Source organism: Allobosea sp. 2RAB26 (genome assembly GCF_052115465.1).
In the GTDB taxonomy this organism is placed as follows: domain Bacteria; phylum Pseudomonadota; class Alphaproteobacteria; order Rhizobiales; family Beijerinckiaceae; genus Allobosea.
This window is the reverse complement of the sequence record NZ_JBFRGS010000002.1, coordinates 123,428-138,611: the sequence shown is the minus strand read 5'-3', so window position 1 is coordinate 138,611 and position 15,184 is coordinate 123,428. Positions and strand designations below refer to the sequence as shown.

Here is a 15,184-nt window from a genome sequence, read left to right as displayed (position 1 = left end):
ATCGATTGGGATGGGCTATACGGCAATTCTACATATTTGTATGAATTCAGATGATTTGCTTATGAGTGTCTGCCATGACCGTCTCGCTTCGACAGATCCAAGCCTTTCTCGCCGTGGCGGAATGCGGCACCTTCACCAAGGCTGCGGAACGGCTGCACATGGCCCAGCCCGCACTCTCGCAGCTCGTGCGTGAGCTGGAGCGGGAACTCGGCCTGCGCCTGTTCGACCGGACGACGCGGCGCGTCGAACTGACCGAGGGCGGGCGCGAGTTCCAGGGCGCCTCGGCCAAGATCATGCACGACCTGGATCTGGCCGTGCGCAACGCCAATAATCTCGCAGAAAGACGGCGTGGCCGGATTGTCGTCGCTGCTCCCCCCTTGCTGGCGGCCGTCCTGCTGCCGATGGCCATCGTCGAGCTCGGCCAGCGCTATCCCGGCATCGAGGTCGCCATCATCGACGCGCGGACTGATGCGATCGTCGAGGAGGTCAGGCTTGGCCGGGCAGATTGCGGGCTGGGCACGTTCTCGGCGATCGAGGACGGCATCGAACGCATGCCGCTGGCGCGGGACAGTCTCATGCTGTTCTGTGCCCGGACGCATCCCTTCGCCACGCGCTCCTCGCTGCCATGGGCCGATCTGGCCGGGCAGCCTCTGATCACCTTGACCAGGGACAGCGGTATCAGGCTGCTGGTGGAGGTCGGCTATGAGACAGCTGAAGTGCCGTTGCGACCGCTCTACGCGGTCTCGCAGATCGCCACGGCATTGGCGCTGGTCGAGGCCGGCCTCGGGATCGCTGTGCTCCCGACCTATGCGCTGGCCATGACCCCACATCGCCCGATCGCCGCCCGCCCCCTGGTCGAGCCGACGATCGCACGCGACGTCGTCATGATCCGGCCCAGCGGCCGTTCGCCGTCGCCCGCCGTCCTGGCTTTCGAGAGCATTCTGCGCGGCTCGATCCGGCGACTGGGCGAACTGGACTGGAGCATGTCGAGCGAGGCGGGGATGTGACGGGCACGGAGCCTACGGCCGTCAGACGACGCAGACTCGCCCCACGGCCTGCAGCGCGGCTTCCGCTCGATCTCGACTGTGCTTCCTCCGAGCGCGGGCCCCAGGCCCGGGGGGAGATCCGCTAGCAGCTGGCCATGGCAGTCCGGCTGTCCGCGCCGAATGATCGCTCTGGGGAAAGCGGCCGACGAGGAAGGGCGACTATTCTCGGACGCTGCTCTCATCATCCGGCAGTATTCGCCGGGGCGGTCAGACCTGCCTCACGTGTGATACCTCAAAGCCTCGACGAGCAGCGCAAAGGCCGCCGATGGCTGGCGCCGGCTGGGGTAATACAGGTGGTAGCCGGAAAAGGGCGGGCACCAGTCCTCCAGCACGCGGACCAGGCTGCCCCGGGCAAGCTGCTCCGCCACATGGTCCTCCATCACGAAGCCGAGCCCGAAGCCGGCCTCGGCGGCGCGCGCGATCATACTGACATTGTTGAAGGCGAGCCGACCCTCCACCCGGACGCGGACTTCGCGTCCATCCCGCTCCAGCTCCCAGGCGTAGAGGCCGCCGCCGCTCAACAGGCGCAGGTTGATGCAGCTGTGCTCGGCGAGGTCATGCGGGGTCAGGGGAATGGAGCGGGTGGCGAGATAGCCGGGCGATCCGACCACCACCATGCGCAGATCCGGCCCGATCCGGACCGCTACCATGTCCTTGGCGAGCGCTTCGCCGAGCCGGACGCCGGCGTCGAAGCGCTCGGTGACGATGTCGGTCAGGCTGGAATCGATGCTGAGCTCGACATGGATGTCGGGGTAATGCGGCAGGAACCGCTCCAGGGACGGCCAGAGCACGGTCGTCGCCGCGTGCTCCGAGGTCGTGATGCGGATCGTCCCGGCCGGCTTCTCGCGCAACTCGTTGAGGGAGGCCAGTTCCGAGCCGATGCTCTCCAGAGCCGGGCGCAGCGTGCCGAGCAGCCGCTCCCCGGCCGCGGTCGGCGCGACGCTGCGGGTGGTGCGGGTCAGCAGGCGCACGCCCAGCCTGGTCTCGAGCCGGCGGACCGTATGGCTCAGCGAGGATTGCGAGGTGCCGAGCTTGGCGGCCGCGCGCGTGAAGCTCTGCTCCTCGGCGACTGTCAGGAAGGCATTGAGATCGACCAGTTCCTCGCGCCGCATTCATGAACTCCCGATATGGCTTCATGCGGTTTCTATCGCCTAATCCAATGAATGTCGCGCGGCTACAGTGCTTGGGAGGAGCGGGAGTCTGTCCGGCTCCAGGCACGAGGACGTGAGGAAACGTGGATGGACATCAAGCGAAGCGGGGCGCAGCCTTCTGCAAAGGGGCCGGCCGAGTATTTCACGGGCACGGTCAGGATCGATGCGCCCTTCGCCGGCGGCGGCGCCTTGAGCGGCGCGACCGTCACCTTCGAACCCGGGGCGCGGACGGCCTGGCACACCCATCCGTTCGGCCAGACCCTTCTGGTGCTCTCGGGGCTGGGCCGGGTGCAGCGCGAGGGTGGTCCGGTCGAGGAGATCCGGCCTGGCGACATCGTCTGGTTCGAACCGGGCGAGAAACACTGGCACGGCGCCGCGCCGGACTGCGCCATGGCGCATGTCGCCATTGCCGCGATGAAGGATGGTTCGGTGGTGACCTGGATGGAGAAGGTCGTGGACCAGGATTATCTCGGGCAGGTTCATCGCGCAGAGGTGCAGGGATGACGGATGATCGCAGCCCTGCGCAAAAGGCCTATGGCGATGTCGCTCCGGCCCTTGCCGGTTTGGGCGATCGCGTCCTGTTCGGCGAGGTCTGGGAGCGCCCCGGCCTGTCGAAGTACGACCGCAGCCTGATCACCGTCGCGAGCCTGGTTGCGCTCAACCGCACGAACGAACCGCCCGGCCATGTCCGGCGCGCGCTCGACAACGGCGTGACGGCGGACAAGCTGACCGAGCTCGTCACCCATCTCGCCCTCTCAGGGGGCTGGCCGACCGCCAATTCCGCCATTCCGGTGCTGCGCCAGGCCCTCGATGAGGCCGGCGCTTCAACGACCATCAGGACGGGAGATCTGGGATGAAGACCATTGGCTATGCCGCCCGGTCGGCCGCTTCGCCGCTCGCCCCCTTCGATGTCACGCGGCGGGAGCTTCGGCCGAACGATGTTGCGATGGAGGTGCTCTATTGCGGCGTCTGCCACACCGATCTGCACCAGGCCCGCAACGACTGGGGCTGGAGCCAGTATCCCATGGTGCCGGGCCATGAGATCGTCGGCCGGGTGACCGCGGTCGGCCGCGATGTCCGCCGCTGCAAGGCCGGCGATCATGTCGCCGTCGGCTGCATGGTCGATTCCTGCCAGGCCTGCGACCAGTGCCGCAAGGGGCTGGAACAGCTCTGCCGCAAGGGCAATGTCCAGACCTATAACGACAAGGAGCGCTTCTCCTGCGAGCCGGCCGAGCCGACCTATGGCGGCTATTCCAAGCACCTCGTGGTGCGCGAGGAGTTTGCGTTGCGCGTGCCTGACGGGCTCGATCTCGCCAAGGTCGCGCCGCTGCTCTGCGCCGGCATCACCACCTATTCGCCGCTCCGCACCTGGAATGTCGGACCGGGCAGCCGCGTCGGCGTGGTTGGGCTCGGCGGCCTCGGCCATATGGCGGTGAAGCTCGCGGCTGCGCTCGGCGCCGATGTCACGGTGATGAGCCGTACGGCAGACAAGCAGGCCGATGCGCTGGCGCTCGGCGCCGACCGGCTGCTGGTCTCCAGCGATGCCGAGGCCATGGCCAGGGCCGCAAACGGCTTTGACCTGATCATCGATACCGTTCCGGTCAAGCACGACATCAACCCCTATCTCTCGCTGCTCGATGTCGATGCGACGCTCGTCCTGGTCGGCCAGGTCGGGCCGCTCGCGGAGCCCTCGACCGTGCCGCTGCTGCTCGGCCGCCGGCGCATCGCCGGCTCGCCGATCGGCGGCATCGCCGAGACGCAGGAGATGCTCGATTTCTGCGCCAAGAAGGGGGTTCATCCCGATGTGGAGATGATCCGCATGGACGAGATCAACGACGCCTTCCTGCGGCTCGAGCGCGCCGATGTGCGCTACCGCTTCGTCATCGACATGGCCTCGCTGGTTCCAGCGCAGGCGGGGTAGGGCGCGCGGGTCGGATCAAGATCATGGCCGCGCCATCGCGCATGGTGGTGCCATTCCGAATGGCGGTGCCATTCCGTGCGAGCGCCTTGGGGGAGCAAGCCATGAGACCCATCGTCATCTGCCACATGCTCTCGTCGCTGGACGGCAGCCTCCATCCGAGCCGCTTCACCTGGAGCCCCGATGGCAGCAAGGCCGAATGGTCCAGGCTCTATGAAGAGGTCCATGAGGGGCTCGAGCCCGACGCCTGGCTCGTCGGCCGGGTAACGATGGCCGAGATCAGCAAGGTCGGTCCGCACGCACCGGCCCAGGTCGGCCCGGTCGAGCGGCCCTGCCATTTCGCGGTCCGTGAAGCCGAGTGCTTTGCGATAGCGCTCGATCCATCCGGCAAACTCCACTTTGCCGGGCCGAAGATCGGCGGCGACCCTGTCGTGGTGCTGCTCGGCCGTGGGGTTGCAGACAGTCATCTCGCCGAACTCGCCGCGGACGGTGTCTCCTATATCGTCGCCGAAACCGCGAAGATCGATCTGGCCGCCATGCTGGATGTCCTCGGCCACGAGCTCGGCATCCACCGGCTGCTGCTCGAGGGCGGCGCCGGTATCAACGGCTCTTTCTTCGCCGCGGGCCTCGTCAACGAGTTGAGCCTGCTCCTCGTGCCCGCCCTCGACGGACGGGGCGGACATCAGGGTTTCGTCGAGGCCGGAGAAGACGGCCTCGACGGCGATGTGCAGCTCTCCTTCAAGAGCTGCGAACCGCTGGCGCATGGCATCCTGCATCTGCGCTACATCGTGGCGCCGCGCTGAGGCCCGGACGCTGCGCCAAGAAGGGTTCATCCCGATGTCGAGATGATCCGCATGGACGAGATCAACGACGCCTTCGAGCGGCTCGAGCGTGGCGATCTGCGCTGTCGCAGCGTCATCGGCATGGCCTTGCTGGTCCAGCGGCAGGGGCGCAGGCACGCGCGCTCAGGATCATGGCCGCGTCATTCCACATGGCGTGGCCAGTCCTGGCGATGCAACCACTTCTGCCGCTCCGCCTTTGCGGTGCCGGCGTCAGCGCCCGACCGAGGGCAGCCGCGGCCTCGCAACCGATGCCGATCTGGGAGGCGAGGACGCGACGATCCGGTCCGATGCCTCGAGCGCAGCGATCACGCTGGGCTGAATGTAGCTCCGCAAGTCCTGTCGCCAGGTTTCGGTCATCTTGTCCCAATGAAACTGATGATGGTTTCGTACGGATTCATGCAATGCCCGGGCGGCCGCCTCGACGGCCGCCGCGACGCGTCTCTGGTCCATCTCATACCCCCTGCAACCCACCCCATGAGTATGGGCAGATCATCGCGAGGGCGGGAAGGTCCGGTCTATGAGGCGAAGGACACATTACGGTTATTCCGGCTCGTATCCTCCATTGCCAACGCGCGGCGACGCCGGGCAAGGCCAAGGTGCCGTCCCGATCGAAACCCGGTCATCCCATCCGAAGTCTCAGCCGACCTGCCACGGCGCAGACGCTCTCCCGCAAGCACTCCTTCTGGGTTAGGCTGGCATCTGCCTGATCGGTCGCATCAGGAAGAGGAGCCGCCATGAGGCCAGCCTCCAGACTGTCGTTCGGCCTGTGCGCTTTCGGCTTGGCTTTGAGCGTGACCGGAGCGGCGTCTGCGCAGCCGGCCGTGCCGGCACCTGTCGTCACCAGCACCTATGAGGCGCCGAAGAACCCGGCGCACCAGCCAGTTCTCGATCTCCTGCGTGAAAAGCAGGCACTCGAGAAGGCGGCCGAATTCTACCGGCTTTTCCGGCTGCCGAGGCCACTGACGCTGAAGGCGAAGGGCTGCGACGGCGAGATCGATGCCTGGTTCGAGAATGACGAGATCACGATCTGCTACGAGTATGTCGCGTATGTCCTCGACATCGCGCGCAATCCCAAGCGGCCCGATTGGGTGAGTGAGAACGATGCTCTTGTCGGGCCGGTCATCGACCTGTTTCTTCACGAAGGCGGGCACGCGATCTTCGACTATCTGAAGGTACCGGTGCTGGGAAATGAGGAGGACGCCGCCGATTTCGTCGCGTCCTACGTGGAGCTCAACCTTTACAAGGCTGATGCGTACGGCCTGATCGCCGGCATCGTCTATTGCTACCTCAACGAGGCGGGCGTCCACAGCTTCAAGAAGCTCAAGCGGATGCCGGGCGGCCCGGTCGACGGGCAGACATTCGCCGATGCTCACAGCACTCCGCTGCAGCGCATGTACAACGTGCTTTGCCTCGCCTATGGCTCCGACCCCGTCCGCTACAAGGCGCTGGTTGACAAGGGCGTGCTGCCGGCCGAGCGCGCCAGTGGCTGCAAGGTCGAGTATGAACAGGTCGAACACGCGTTCAAGACGCTGCTCGTCCCGCATCTCGACCAGGCGGCGCTGGCCCGACTGTATCCACAGGTGAATTCCGCCGCGCCGAAATAGGGCATCTGTCTGGAGAAAGCGGAGCCTGCCAGGCAACGAGAGCAGGGCTGGCAAGTATTGCGAGAAGAGAACGGCCAGTTGAACCGGCCGTTCTCTGACAAATTGGCTTGGGGCGTCAGCCCTTGGTGACGATGGGCGTTGCCGCTGGCGCGGGCGGGGGTGCTTTGCCCTTGCCGTAATAGGCGCATCCGCCGACGCCAGACAACGCCACTGAAACAGCCAGGATCAGGAGTGTTTTCATTGCGCAGCCCTCGTTGAGTAGGTCCCCACCCCGTCATCATAGTACAGATTGGCGACTAAATCCCGATGAATTCTCGCCTCGAAGTTTATCCCGGCGCAAACTGATGGTGTGATCGTTGCCCTGATCGTCGCAGCGCCGGGGCAGAAGGGTGGCAAATCGCGGAGCCATGGTCGAACCCCTGCCGGCCCGGCCTTCCTGCTCCGCTTCCGGCCCATGATGGTTCGAGAATGTTTCGATTTTTTTAGCATTTACAAAGAGCGTTGACTAAGCAACCATTCGCTCGGCCTGGGGAGGTGAAGTTCAGTACAGAGGTTCTGGGATCATGCCGGACCGCTCGGTTGCGATCGTCGACGACCACCCCTTGTTGATGGAGGGGATCGGAGCACTGCTCAAACGATGGGGCGGTTTCGCGCTCACCGCGACCGGGAACATCGCGGAGGATATCGTCTCGATCGTCAGGACGCACCGCCCCGGTGAGATGATCGTCGATCTCAACATGGTGGGGGATGTCTTCCAAGCCATTGCGGACGCGCTGAAGATCGCTGCCGAGACAAATATCATCGTGTTCACAGCCTCGACAAGCCCCGATGATGCGATCAGGGCCCTGGATGCCGGAGCCAGGGGCTATGTCCTGAAAGGTAGCCCCGGCGAGGATCTGTTCCAGGCGCTTCAGGCCGCGCAGCACGGCGATGTCTATGTCACACCCGCCTTCGCGACCAAGGTGATCGGTGCCTTGCAGGACAAGGCAGTCGAACGCCAGAAGGCGATCAGCAACAGGCTCAGCGTCCGCGAGGAGCAGATCGTCAAATTGCTGCTGCTCGGGAAACGCAACAGCGAGATTGCCCGCGAGCTATCGCTCAGCGACAAGACCATCAAGGGCTACATGACCAACCTGATGGCCAAGTTGAACGTGCGCAACCGCCTCGAGGTGGTGCTCGCCGCGCAAAGGCTCTATCCGCCGATGACCATCGCGACGGTCACAAGGCTCCACTCCTAAGGGAAGCCTGATCTCATCTGCTTGCCCGAGATGATGGCGCCGACGGCCTGGACGATGCGCCAGCCGATCATCGCTCCGGCGCTGCCCGCGAATGCGCAACCGGCCGTGCCGATGACGAAGAGCACGAGGCCGATCGCCACCGGCCGGCACCGGCCATAGCGGCCGCTGATCGGGCCCCAGAACAGCTGGCCGAGGCTGAAGCCGGTCAGGAAACCCGAGACCGTGAGCTCGATCAGCCCGGTATCGGCGCGAAGAGCGCCATCTCCGGCAAGGCGGGCAGATAGAGGTCGGTCGAGATCGACGCGAACCCCATCAGCGCGCTCGGCAAGCCGAGCACCCGCCAGGGCTGGCCGGCCATCAGGGCGCGACCGGAGGCGGTGCAGGCCAGCGCCTTGGCTTCGATGTCGTTGCTCATGGGCCAGTTCCGTACGGTTGACCTGCCGGCGCTCAAAGGCCGGTGGTCGCGAGCAATTGCGCGGGATAGCGCTCGCCCTCGATCGCGATCGCCGCCGCAGCCTGCTCGATCTCGGCAAGATCGGCGGCGGTGAGCTCGACCGCGACGGCGCCAAGGTTCTCCTCGAGGCGATGAAGCTTGGTCGTTCCGGGGATCGGCACGATCCACGGCTTCTGGGCGAGCAGCCAGGCGAGCGCGATTTGCGCCGGGGTGGCGCCCTTCTCGGTACCGATACGCTTCAAGAGATCGACCAGGGCCTGGTTCTTCGCCATGGCTTCGGGAGTGAAGCGCGGCAGGATGCTGCGGAAATCGCCCTCGCCGAGCTTGGTGTCCTTGCTCATCGCGCCGGTGAGAAAACCCTTGCCGAGCGGGCTGTAGGGCACGAGGCCGATGCCCAGTTCCTCGCAGGTGTCCAGGATGCCATTGCTCTCGACGCTGCGCGTCCACAGCGAATACTCGTTCTGCAGGGCGGTGATCGGCTGCACGGCATGGGCGCGGCGTGCTGTCTTCGCGCCGGGTTCGGAGAGCCCGAGATGCCTGACCTTGCCGGCCGCGATCAGGTCCTTGACGGCGCCGGCGACATCCTCGATCGGCACGCCGGGGTCGACGCGGTGCTGGTAGAACAGGTCGATGACATCGACGCCGAGCCGCTTGAGGGAGGCATCCGCGACCGCCTTGATCTGCGCGGGCCGGCTGTTCAGGCCGGACTGCTTGCCCTCGACGAAGTTGAAGCCGAACTTGGTGGCGATCACCACCTGGTCACGGACCGGTCGTAGCGCTTCCCCGACCATCTCCTCATTGGTGTAGGGGCCATAGACTTCGGCCGTATCGAAGAAGGTGACGCCGCGCTCCACCGCCTGGCGGATCAGCGTGACGCCCTCCTGCCTGCTGAGCCTGTTGGCATAGCCGAAATCCAGCCCCATGCAGCCATAACCGAGGGCCGAGACTGCTAGGCCATTCTGTCCAAGAAGACGTGTCTTCATCGCCTGTTCTCCGCGGTGCAAATGGCGTTCTCTCGCCGTGCTGCCGAAGATAGGGGAGGCGCCGTCGATCAATTAGACGGCATAAACTGCATGAAGTCATATCCGTGGTTCATGAGTAAGCCTGGGCCGTGGCGTGCTAAACTGGCGCGTTCGTCACGCGCGGTGCGCGCCGAGTGATACCCTTCGGGAGCGGCGAGCGCCCCGCTGGTGGAGGTCTGCTCCGGGGCGAAACTCAAACCCAGATGGCCGCTCGGACAATCTGCTGGGAGTGGCATCTGGATTCGACACGGCGTCTCGCTCGGTGCGATCATTGCCCGCAACCGGGAGGAACCATGCGCGGCGGTCCCCATGGCCAGGAGGCCTTCATCAATACGCTGGCAGCGTCGCTGGCCGGTGCAGCGAGCCTCGCCAGGAACGCCCTGGTCGAGATCGCCATTCTGGGCGGGCCGGAGCGTCTCGATGCCCTGGAGCAGCGGTTTCTGAACGACGCCAAGAACGCAACGATTGAAGGCGTCTCCATCGAAGAGGATGCTCGTCTGCTCAACGATATCGTCGCGACGGTCGGGATGATCTTTGCGCAGGCTCGGGAGGCCGTGGCCGAGCGCCTTGGCGATCAGCCGCGGCGAGGCGGCGAGGGGCCGAACCCCAATGGCGGGGAGCCTTAGGGCGCCGGCCCGAAAAGCGGATTGCGGCTTTTGCGGGCAGCCGATGCAGAGGCAGAAGGCTGTCGCCTGCCACTGATCCTCGATATCTCCGGGGGGCGGAAGGCGGCAAACCCAAAAATGCTCGTCACCGCTGGAAGAGGGGCGAACTTATGGCGACGCTGGAGGCAGAACGTCCCCCTCGGCGAGCGCGGCATTTCGGTAGCGAGGATCATTCGTGACTTCGAGTCCGACCCAAGACGGAAGATCGACATGCTGAGCGGCCTCGATCAGTTCGACCTCGGCGAGCACAAGCCCCGCATGGCGGCCTGAGAACACATCCACATCCCACATCAACCCGCCATGCTCGACCCTGTATCGCGTCTTTTCGAGGGGTGGACCGATGCACAGCGTCAGCAGCATCTCCTCGGCTTCCGCGACGGGGATTTCGTATTCGAACTCCGGGCGGGCCAGACCATGAGTCTCCCCCTTGATGGTGAGGAACGCCTCAGCGGCGGCACAGCGGATGCGGACGCTGGTTGTCCCCTTCGGCGTAAGATAGCCCTGGCGCAGGGGCTGCCCCAGGCCAGCTTTCTCCCGCCAATCGTCGGCGATGACGAGGAATTTGCGTTCAATCTCTGTGCCCATGTCCGGATCGCTGTTGGGTCTCGTCTCACCAGCGATAACCTGATTGGCGTTCTCGGCATAACCCATAAGGGGAGCTCACCGCTTCGCTCCGGGCCCCGGATCGGCATCCCGGATTGGGTTTCGGCCGGCAGGCGTCGAAGGCCTTTCCGGTGCCGCCGCAATACTGGCCGGGCCTCCGCAGCAACAGCGAACGCTTTGCTCCGTCATCGCCCTCCCGGAGACGGAATTTTTCGCCGAGCAGCAGCGTTCTCGCATGCGCAGCTCCAGGAGAATGCCGTTCGCCGTTTCGTCGTATTTTAGAAAGAACATTCTGTTTGACTAAAAGAACGATTCTTCGCCAGTATTTCGACGACCGGTCGCGACATTCATCCCTGGCCGGGCACGAACTGAGTGAGGAACAACCATGTCGAGCGATGCGCTTTCCGCAGGGACACAAGGGCTGAGGCGCCGCACGATCCTGGCCATGTCGCTCCTGCTTTCGGTCGCCGCACCCGGTCTGGCGGCGGCCCAGGGGCAGCCCGCACCACTCGCGAAGGCTCCGGTCGGCACGAAGCTGGTCGTCGCCGATCAGAATGAGGCGCTGCAGAGCCTGATGCGGGCATCGGGCGCCCATGACAGGCTGTCGAGCCAGGTGACCTATGCCAATTTTCTCGGCGGCCCGGCCATTCTCGAGGCCTTCCGGGCGGGGGCTCTAGATCTCGCGACCGTCGGCAACACGCCGCCCATCCAGGCTCATGCGGCTGGCGAGCAGATTCCGATCGTGGCGGCGCGCACCTCGTCCGAAACCGACTACGCGCTGGCCGTACGCCCCGGACTGAATGTCGCCTCGCTGGAGGAACTGCGCGGCAAGAGCATCGCCTATGGCGAGGGGACGGGCCGTCAGCCCTTCGTTCTCAATGCGCTGAAACTCGCGGGGCTGACGAAGAAGGATGTGCGGCTCGTGCCCTTGCGGGCCGCCGATTTCCCGGATGCGGTGCGAACGGGGCAGGTCGATGTAGCGGCGCTGAACGAGCCGCATTTCTCGCGCTATCTCGCCGACTTCGCCGATCGCGGCGCGAGCGCCCTGCCGAAGGACCAGAACGACCGACTGCCGAAGAGCCTGACCTATCTCTATGCGAGCAAGCGGGCCCTGGACGATCCGGCCAAGCTCGCAGCCATTCGCGAGTTCGTGGCGGCCTGGATCGATGCCAACCGCTGGTCGCATGCGAATGCCGAGGGCTGGGTCGAGGCCTATTACGTCAAGCGCCAGAACCTCAAGCCGGCGGATGGGCGCAGGATCGTCGAAGCCGAGGGGCGCTTCGAATTTCCCCTGCTCGCCAGCCTGATCCCGAAGCAGCAGGCCTTGATCGACGTCATCCACGAGGCTGGCGACCTGCCGAAACGGCTCGATGCACGCGAGGAATTCGATCTGCGCTTCGACGACATCATCGCCGCCAAATCCAATTGAGGCTGTCCATGTCCGATCAAAGCCACGCGCTGATTGCCACGGCCTATTCGGTGCCCTTCGCCGCGATTGCGGGCGTTCCGGCGCAGGCTCACCCGGCGCCCCCCGCGCAGGGCAAGCTACCGAAACTGGCGCCCGGCCGCCTGCCTGCGGGCGCCATCCTGTTCGGGCCAGTTGCGCTGGTCGTTCTCTGGGAGCTCGCCTCGCTGACGGGGTGGCTCTCGCCGAAATTCCTCGCGGCGCCGTCGACCGCCCTGTTCACCGGCTTCGAGCTGCTGCAATCGGGCACGCTTGCCGACCATTTCCTGGCATCGGCGGGCCGCGCTTATCTGGGGCTCGGCATCGGCGTCGCGGTCGGCCTGCTGCTGGCGCTCGCATCCGGTCTCAGCCGGATGGGCGAGGCCTCGATCGACGGCCTCGTCCAGATCAAGCGGGCGATCCCGACGCTCGCGCTGATCCCGCTCGCGATCCTCTGGCTCGGGATCGGCGAGGCCATGAAGGTGGCCCTGATCGCCTCCAGCGTCTTCGTGCCGATCTATATCAACACCCATGCGGCGCTGCGGGGCATCGATATCCGCCATGTCGAGCTCGCCCGCAGCGTCGGGCTGACGCGCAGCGCCTTCCTGCGCGAGGTGGCGCTGCCCGGCGCGTTGCCGGGCTTCTTCACCGGCCTGCGACTTGCCGTGACCACCTGCTGGACGGCGCTCGTCGTGCTCGAACAGATCAATACCAGCCAGGGCATCGGCTACTTGATGAACCGCGCCCGCGACTATGGCCAGACCGATATCATCGTGGTCGGCCTAGCGATTTATGCGGTGCTCGGCCTCGGCTCCGATTTCGCCGTCCGGCTCTGGGAGCGCAAGGCGTTGTCCTATCGCAAGGCGCTGGCGTCATGAACGCCTCGGCTCATCCGCTCCGCCTGCCGCAGCCGGACGCCCTCGCGCTCAGCCTGCGCGACGTCACGCGCCGCTTCTCCGGCCGCAGTGTGCTCGGGCCCGTCTCGCTGGATTTCGCCGCGGGCGAGTTCGTCGCGCTCATCGGCAAGAGCGGTTCGGGCAAGAGCACGTTGCTGCGCGCCATCGCCGGGCTCGACGATGGTGTCGAGGGCGAAGGCACGCTCACGGTGCCGGCCGACCGCTCCGTCCTCTTCCAGGATTCGCGGCTGCTGCCCTGGAAGAGCGTGCTGCAGAATGTCGTCTTCGGCCTGCATGCGGCTGATAGCGACACTCGCGGGCGGCAGGCGCTGGCCGATGTCGGCCTCTCCGGGCGGGAGGAGGCGTGGCCGAACGCGCTCTCCGGCGGCGAACAGCAACGGGTGGCGCTCGCCCGCTCCCTGGTGCGCCAGCCGCGCCTGCTTCTGGCGGACGAGCCCTTCGGCGCACTCGACGCGCTGACGCGGATCCGGATGCACGATCTCCTCTTCCGCCTGATCCGGCAGCATCGCCCGACCGTCCTGCTCGTCACCCATGACGTCGACGAAGCGATCAAGCTCGCCGATCGCGTGCTCGTCATCGACGAAGGGCGCATCACCCTCGATCAGCCGGTTTCCTTGGCCCACCCGCGCGCCAGGCACCCGGGCTTTGCTGTGCTGCGTGGCGAACTCCTCGCCGCGCTCGGCGTCACCGACCCCATCTGACCGCCACCCGAGAGAGCGAACCCATGACCCGTGAACTTCACCTCAATCTCTTCATCAACGGTCGCGGCCATCACGAGGCGGCCTGGCGTCACGACGGCTCGACGCAACGGGCGCTGACCGACGTCTCCTATTACCGCGACCTGACGCTGGCGGCCGAGGCGGCAAAGCTCGATTCCGTCTTCTTCGCCGATCATGTCGCGCTGGGCGACGAGCTGGAGCATGCGGCGCGCGGCGAACTCGAACCGCTGACCCTGCTCGGCGCACTCTCTGCCCTGACCGAGCGCATCGGGCTGATAGCGACGGCCTCGACGACCTATAGCGAGCCTTACAATCTCGCCCGCCAGCTCGCCTCGCTCGACCATCTCAGCGGCGGCCGCATCGGCTGGAACATCGTGACCTCCTGGGCGCCGGCGGCCGCGGGGAACTTTGGCCAGGAGCGGCAGGCCGGGATCGACCAGCGCTATGAGCGGGCCCACGAGTTCGTCGAGGTCGCCTCGAAACTCTGGGACAGCTGGGCGCAGGACGCGATCCTCGACGACCGCGAGACCGGGCATTTCGCCAGGCCCGACCGGATCCGCCGCGCCGACCATCGCGGCACGCATTTCGGCGTTGCCGGCGCGCTGAACATCCCACGCTCGCCGCAGGGGCGGCCTGTCTTCGTCCAGGCGGGCGCCTCCACCGATGGCCGTGCTTTCGCGGCCCGCTATGCCGAGGCGATCTTCACCGCGCATCTCACCAAGGAGAGCGCCATTGCCTTCTATTCCGACATCAAGACGCAAGCCCGCGTGCTCGGCCGCCGGGGCGACCAGATCGTCATCCTGCCCGGCATCAGCGCCGCGATCGGCTCGACTGAAGTCGAGGCGAAGCGGGTCTGGGAGGAGTTGAACGAGCTGTCCCACCCGACAGTTGGCCTGTCGCGCCTGTCGAACCGCTTCGGCGGCCACGACTTCTCGCATCTGAAGCTCGACCAGGTCCTGTCGGTCGACGATTTTCCCGATCCCTCGCAGGTGCAGGCCTCGCGCAGCCGGGCGCAGGCGATCACCGCCCTGGTCGGGCGCGAGCGGCCGACGCTGCGCGGGTTGCTGCACAGCCTTGCCGGAGCGCGTGGGCATTTCACCGCGACCGGCACGCCCGAGCAGATCGCCCATGTGATCGAGGACTGGTTCGTCTCGGGCGCGGCCGACGGCTTCAACGTCATGCCGCCGATCCTGCCGAGCCAGTTCGCGCTCTTCACCGGCGAGGTCGTGCCATTGCTGCAGAAGCGCGGACTGTTCCGGACCGAGTATGGCGAGGGCACCTTGCGCCAGCGCCTGGGGCTCGATCCGGTGCCGAGCCAATTCGATCGGCAGGCGCCGCTGCAAAGATCCGCCTGATCGCCGCAGCGCGCCCGCGTCCGCGCGAGAGCGAGCTCCCGCCGGCCGGTCGGGAAATCGGTGACCGGCGCGTTTCCGGTTCATCGCTCAGGCGTGCGGGAGCGCGCCATCGGGCGCTCGATCCGCCTCGCGCGGGCCGGGCATCGGCAAATCACGTGAAATTAGGTGGGTTAATTTAGTTCATTACTTTTCCTAATAAAAATGGC

At 65.9% G+C, this 15,184-nt stretch carries 18 protein-coding genes; 12 read left to right on the top strand and 6 right to left on the bottom strand.

The features are described from left to right. Positions 1–74 precede the first annotated feature (74 nt). Positions 75–1,007, top strand: a complete 933-nt coding sequence (locus tag AB4118_RS03755; protein WP_441488461.1) for a LysR family transcriptional regulator — start codon at positions 75–77, stop codon at positions 1,005–1,007. A 257-nt stretch (positions 1,008–1,264) separates the two neighbouring features. Here AB4118_RS03755 and AB4118_RS03750 read toward each other — a convergent pair whose 3' ends face one another. Continuing rightward, entirely contained in the window at positions 1,265–2,158 is an 894-nt protein-coding gene (locus tag AB4118_RS03750; RefSeq protein ID WP_441488460.1) for a LysR family transcriptional regulator, read from the bottom strand. A 126-nt stretch (positions 2,159–2,284) separates the two neighbouring features. Here AB4118_RS03750 and AB4118_RS03745 point away from each other — a divergent pair, with 126 nt between their 5' ends. The 5 genes from AB4118_RS03745 to AB4118_RS03725 all read left to right on the top strand — a co-directional run bounded on the left by AB4118_RS03745 (position 2,285) and on the right by AB4118_RS03725 (position 6,561). Further along, positions 2,285–2,701, top strand: a complete 417-nt coding sequence (locus AB4118_RS03745) for a (R)-mandelonitrile lyase (RefSeq protein WP_441488459.1) — start codon at positions 2,285–2,287, stop codon at positions 2,699–2,701. Further along, on the top strand, positions 2,698–3,054 hold the full coding sequence (locus AB4118_RS03740) for a carboxymuconolactone decarboxylase family protein (RefSeq protein ID WP_441488458.1): 357 nt from the start codon (positions 2,698–2,700) through the stop codon (positions 3,052–3,054). Before AB4118_RS03745 ends, AB4118_RS03740 begins: the two co-directional genes overlap by 4 nt. Further along, positions 3,051–4,118 (top strand): NAD(P)-dependent alcohol dehydrogenase, encoded by a 1,068-nt coding sequence (locus AB4118_RS03735; RefSeq protein ID WP_441488457.1) that lies wholly within the window; start codon positions 3,051–3,053, stop codon positions 4,116–4,118. Before AB4118_RS03740 ends, AB4118_RS03735 begins: the two co-directional genes overlap by 4 nt. Positions 4,119–4,219: 101 nt before the next feature. Then, positions 4,220–4,918 (top strand): RibD family protein, encoded by a 699-nt coding sequence (locus AB4118_RS03730; RefSeq protein WP_441488456.1) that lies wholly within the window; start codon positions 4,220–4,222, stop codon positions 4,916–4,918. Between the two features lie 773 nt (positions 4,919–5,691). Continuing rightward, positions 5,692–6,561, top strand: coding sequence for a DUF4344 domain-containing metallopeptidase (locus AB4118_RS03725; RefSeq protein WP_441488455.1), 870 nt, complete (start codon positions 5,692–5,694; stop codon positions 6,559–6,561). A 115-nt stretch (positions 6,562–6,676) separates the two neighbouring features. Here the strand turns inward: AB4118_RS03725 and AB4118_RS03720 are convergent, their stop codons facing one another. Then, positions 6,677–6,802: a hypothetical protein gene (locus AB4118_RS03720; protein ID WP_274533569.1), complete on the bottom strand. Its 126-nt coding sequence runs from the start codon at positions 6,800–6,802 to the stop codon at positions 6,677–6,679. A 322-nt stretch (positions 6,803–7,124) separates the two neighbouring features. On the opposite strand from AB4118_RS03720, the gene AB4118_RS03715 reads away from it, so the two are divergent. After that, positions 7,125–7,799, top strand: a complete 675-nt coding sequence (locus AB4118_RS03715; protein WP_441488454.1) for a LuxR C-terminal-related transcriptional regulator — start codon at positions 7,125–7,127, stop codon at positions 7,797–7,799. Here the strand turns inward: AB4118_RS03715 and AB4118_RS03710 are convergent. The 3 genes from AB4118_RS03710 to AB4118_RS03700 are packed head-to-tail and all read right to left on the bottom strand — an operon-like array spanning position 7,796 to position 9,236. Further along, positions 7,796–7,984 (bottom strand): hypothetical protein, encoded by a 189-nt coding sequence (locus AB4118_RS03710; protein ID WP_441488836.1) that lies wholly within the window; start codon positions 7,982–7,984, stop codon positions 7,796–7,798. The two genes, AB4118_RS03715 and AB4118_RS03710, sit on opposite strands and share 4 nt — an antisense overlap. Positions 7,985–8,031: 47 nt before the next feature. Beyond that, entirely contained in the window at positions 8,032–8,214 is a 183-nt protein-coding gene (locus AB4118_RS03705) for a hypothetical protein (protein WP_441488849.1), read from the bottom strand. Between the two features lie 32 nt (positions 8,215–8,246). After that, positions 8,247–9,236 carry an aldo/keto reductase gene (locus tag AB4118_RS03700; protein ID WP_441488453.1) on the bottom strand — a complete coding sequence of 330 codons (990 nt, stop codon included), beginning with the start codon at positions 9,234–9,236 and terminating at the stop codon, positions 8,247–8,249. A 332-nt stretch (positions 9,237–9,568) separates the two neighbouring features. Here AB4118_RS03700 and AB4118_RS03695 point away from each other — a divergent pair, with 332 nt between their 5' ends. Beyond that, complete coding sequence (locus AB4118_RS03695; protein WP_441488452.1) at positions 9,569–9,901, top strand: hypothetical protein; 333 nt, start codon at positions 9,569–9,571, stop codon at positions 9,899–9,901. A gap of 147 nt (positions 9,902–10,048) precedes the next feature. Here the strand turns inward: AB4118_RS03695 and AB4118_RS03690 are convergent, their stop codons facing one another. Further along, entirely contained in the window at positions 10,049–10,525 is a 477-nt protein-coding gene (locus AB4118_RS03690; protein ID WP_441488835.1) for a CYTH domain-containing protein, read from the bottom strand. A gap of 403 nt (positions 10,526–10,928) precedes the next feature. Between AB4118_RS03690 and AB4118_RS03685 the strand changes: the two genes are divergently transcribed. The 4 genes from AB4118_RS03685 to AB4118_RS03670 are packed head-to-tail and all read left to right on the top strand — an operon-like array spanning position 10,929 to position 14,978. After that, the gene (locus tag AB4118_RS03685; RefSeq protein ID WP_441488451.1) at positions 10,929–11,972 is read left to right on the top strand and encodes an ABC transporter substrate-binding protein; all 1,044 of its coding nucleotides are present in this window, start codon (positions 10,929–10,931) and stop codon (positions 11,970–11,972) included. 8 nt (positions 11,973–11,980) lie between these two features. Further along, positions 11,981–12,865, top strand: a complete 885-nt coding sequence (locus AB4118_RS03680; RefSeq protein WP_441488450.1) for an ABC transporter permease — start codon at positions 11,981–11,983, stop codon at positions 12,863–12,865. Then, complete coding sequence (locus AB4118_RS03675) at positions 12,862–13,605, top strand: ABC transporter ATP-binding protein (RefSeq protein ID WP_441488449.1); 744 nt, start codon at positions 12,862–12,864, stop codon at positions 13,603–13,605. The genes AB4118_RS03680 and AB4118_RS03675 overlap by 4 nt, the downstream gene beginning before the upstream one ends. 23 nt (positions 13,606–13,628) lie before the next feature. After that, positions 13,629–14,978 carry an LLM class flavin-dependent oxidoreductase gene (locus AB4118_RS03670; protein WP_441488448.1) on the top strand — a complete coding sequence of 450 codons (1,350 nt, stop codon included), beginning with the start codon at positions 13,629–13,631 and terminating at the stop codon, positions 14,976–14,978. The last annotated feature ends 206 nt before the right edge of the window (positions 14,979–15,184 follow it).

What these genes read in the sequence shown, in the direction of transcription:
- AB4118_RS03755 (WP_441488461.1), top strand. Translation starts at nt 75, where the DNA reads ATGACCGTCTCGCTTCGACAGATCCAAGCCTTTCTCGCCGTGGCGGAA.
- AB4118_RS03750 (WP_441488460.1), bottom strand. Translation starts at nt 2,158, where the DNA reads ATGCGGCGCGAGGAACTGGTCGATCTCAATGCCTTCCTGACAGTCGCC.
- AB4118_RS03745 (WP_441488459.1), top strand. Translation starts at nt 2,285, where the DNA reads ATGGACATCAAGCGAAGCGGGGCGCAGCCTTCTGCAAAGGGGCCGGCC.
- AB4118_RS03740 (WP_441488458.1), top strand. Translation starts at nt 2,698, where the DNA reads ATGACGGATGATCGCAGCCCTGCGCAAAAGGCCTATGGCGATGTCGCT.
- AB4118_RS03735 (WP_441488457.1), top strand. Translation starts at nt 3,051, where the DNA reads ATGAAGACCATTGGCTATGCCGCCCGGTCGGCCGCTTCGCCGCTCGCC.
- AB4118_RS03730 (WP_441488456.1), top strand. Translation starts at nt 4,220, where the DNA reads ATGAGACCCATCGTCATCTGCCACATGCTCTCGTCGCTGGACGGCAGC.
- AB4118_RS03725 (WP_441488455.1), top strand. Translation starts at nt 5,692, where the DNA reads ATGAGGCCAGCCTCCAGACTGTCGTTCGGCCTGTGCGCTTTCGGCTTG.
- AB4118_RS03720 (WP_274533569.1), bottom strand. Translation starts at nt 6,802, where the DNA reads ATGAAAACACTCCTGATCCTGGCTGTTTCAGTGGCGTTGTCTGGCGTC.
- AB4118_RS03715 (WP_441488454.1), top strand. Translation starts at nt 7,125, where the DNA reads ATGCCGGACCGCTCGGTTGCGATCGTCGACGACCACCCCTTGTTGATG.
- AB4118_RS03705 (WP_441488849.1), bottom strand. Translation starts at nt 8,214, where the DNA reads ATGAGCAACGACATCGAAGCCAAGGCGCTGGCCTGCACCGCCTCCGGT.
- AB4118_RS03700 (WP_441488453.1), bottom strand. Translation starts at nt 9,236, where the DNA reads ATGAAGACACGTCTTCTTGGACAGAATGGCCTAGCAGTCTCGGCCCTC.
- AB4118_RS03695 (WP_441488452.1), top strand. Translation starts at nt 9,569, where the DNA reads ATGCGCGGCGGTCCCCATGGCCAGGAGGCCTTCATCAATACGCTGGCA.
- AB4118_RS03690 (WP_441488835.1), bottom strand. Translation starts at nt 10,525, where the DNA reads ATGGGCACAGAGATTGAACGCAAATTCCTCGTCATCGCCGACGATTGG.
- AB4118_RS03685 (WP_441488451.1), top strand. Translation starts at nt 10,929, where the DNA reads ATGTCGAGCGATGCGCTTTCCGCAGGGACACAAGGGCTGAGGCGCCGC.
- AB4118_RS03680 (WP_441488450.1), top strand. Translation starts at nt 11,981, where the DNA reads ATGTCCGATCAAAGCCACGCGCTGATTGCCACGGCCTATTCGGTGCCC.
- AB4118_RS03675 (WP_441488449.1), top strand. Translation starts at nt 12,862, where the DNA reads ATGAACGCCTCGGCTCATCCGCTCCGCCTGCCGCAGCCGGACGCCCTC.
- AB4118_RS03670 (WP_441488448.1), top strand. Translation starts at nt 13,629, where the DNA reads ATGACCCGTGAACTTCACCTCAATCTCTTCATCAACGGTCGCGGCCAT.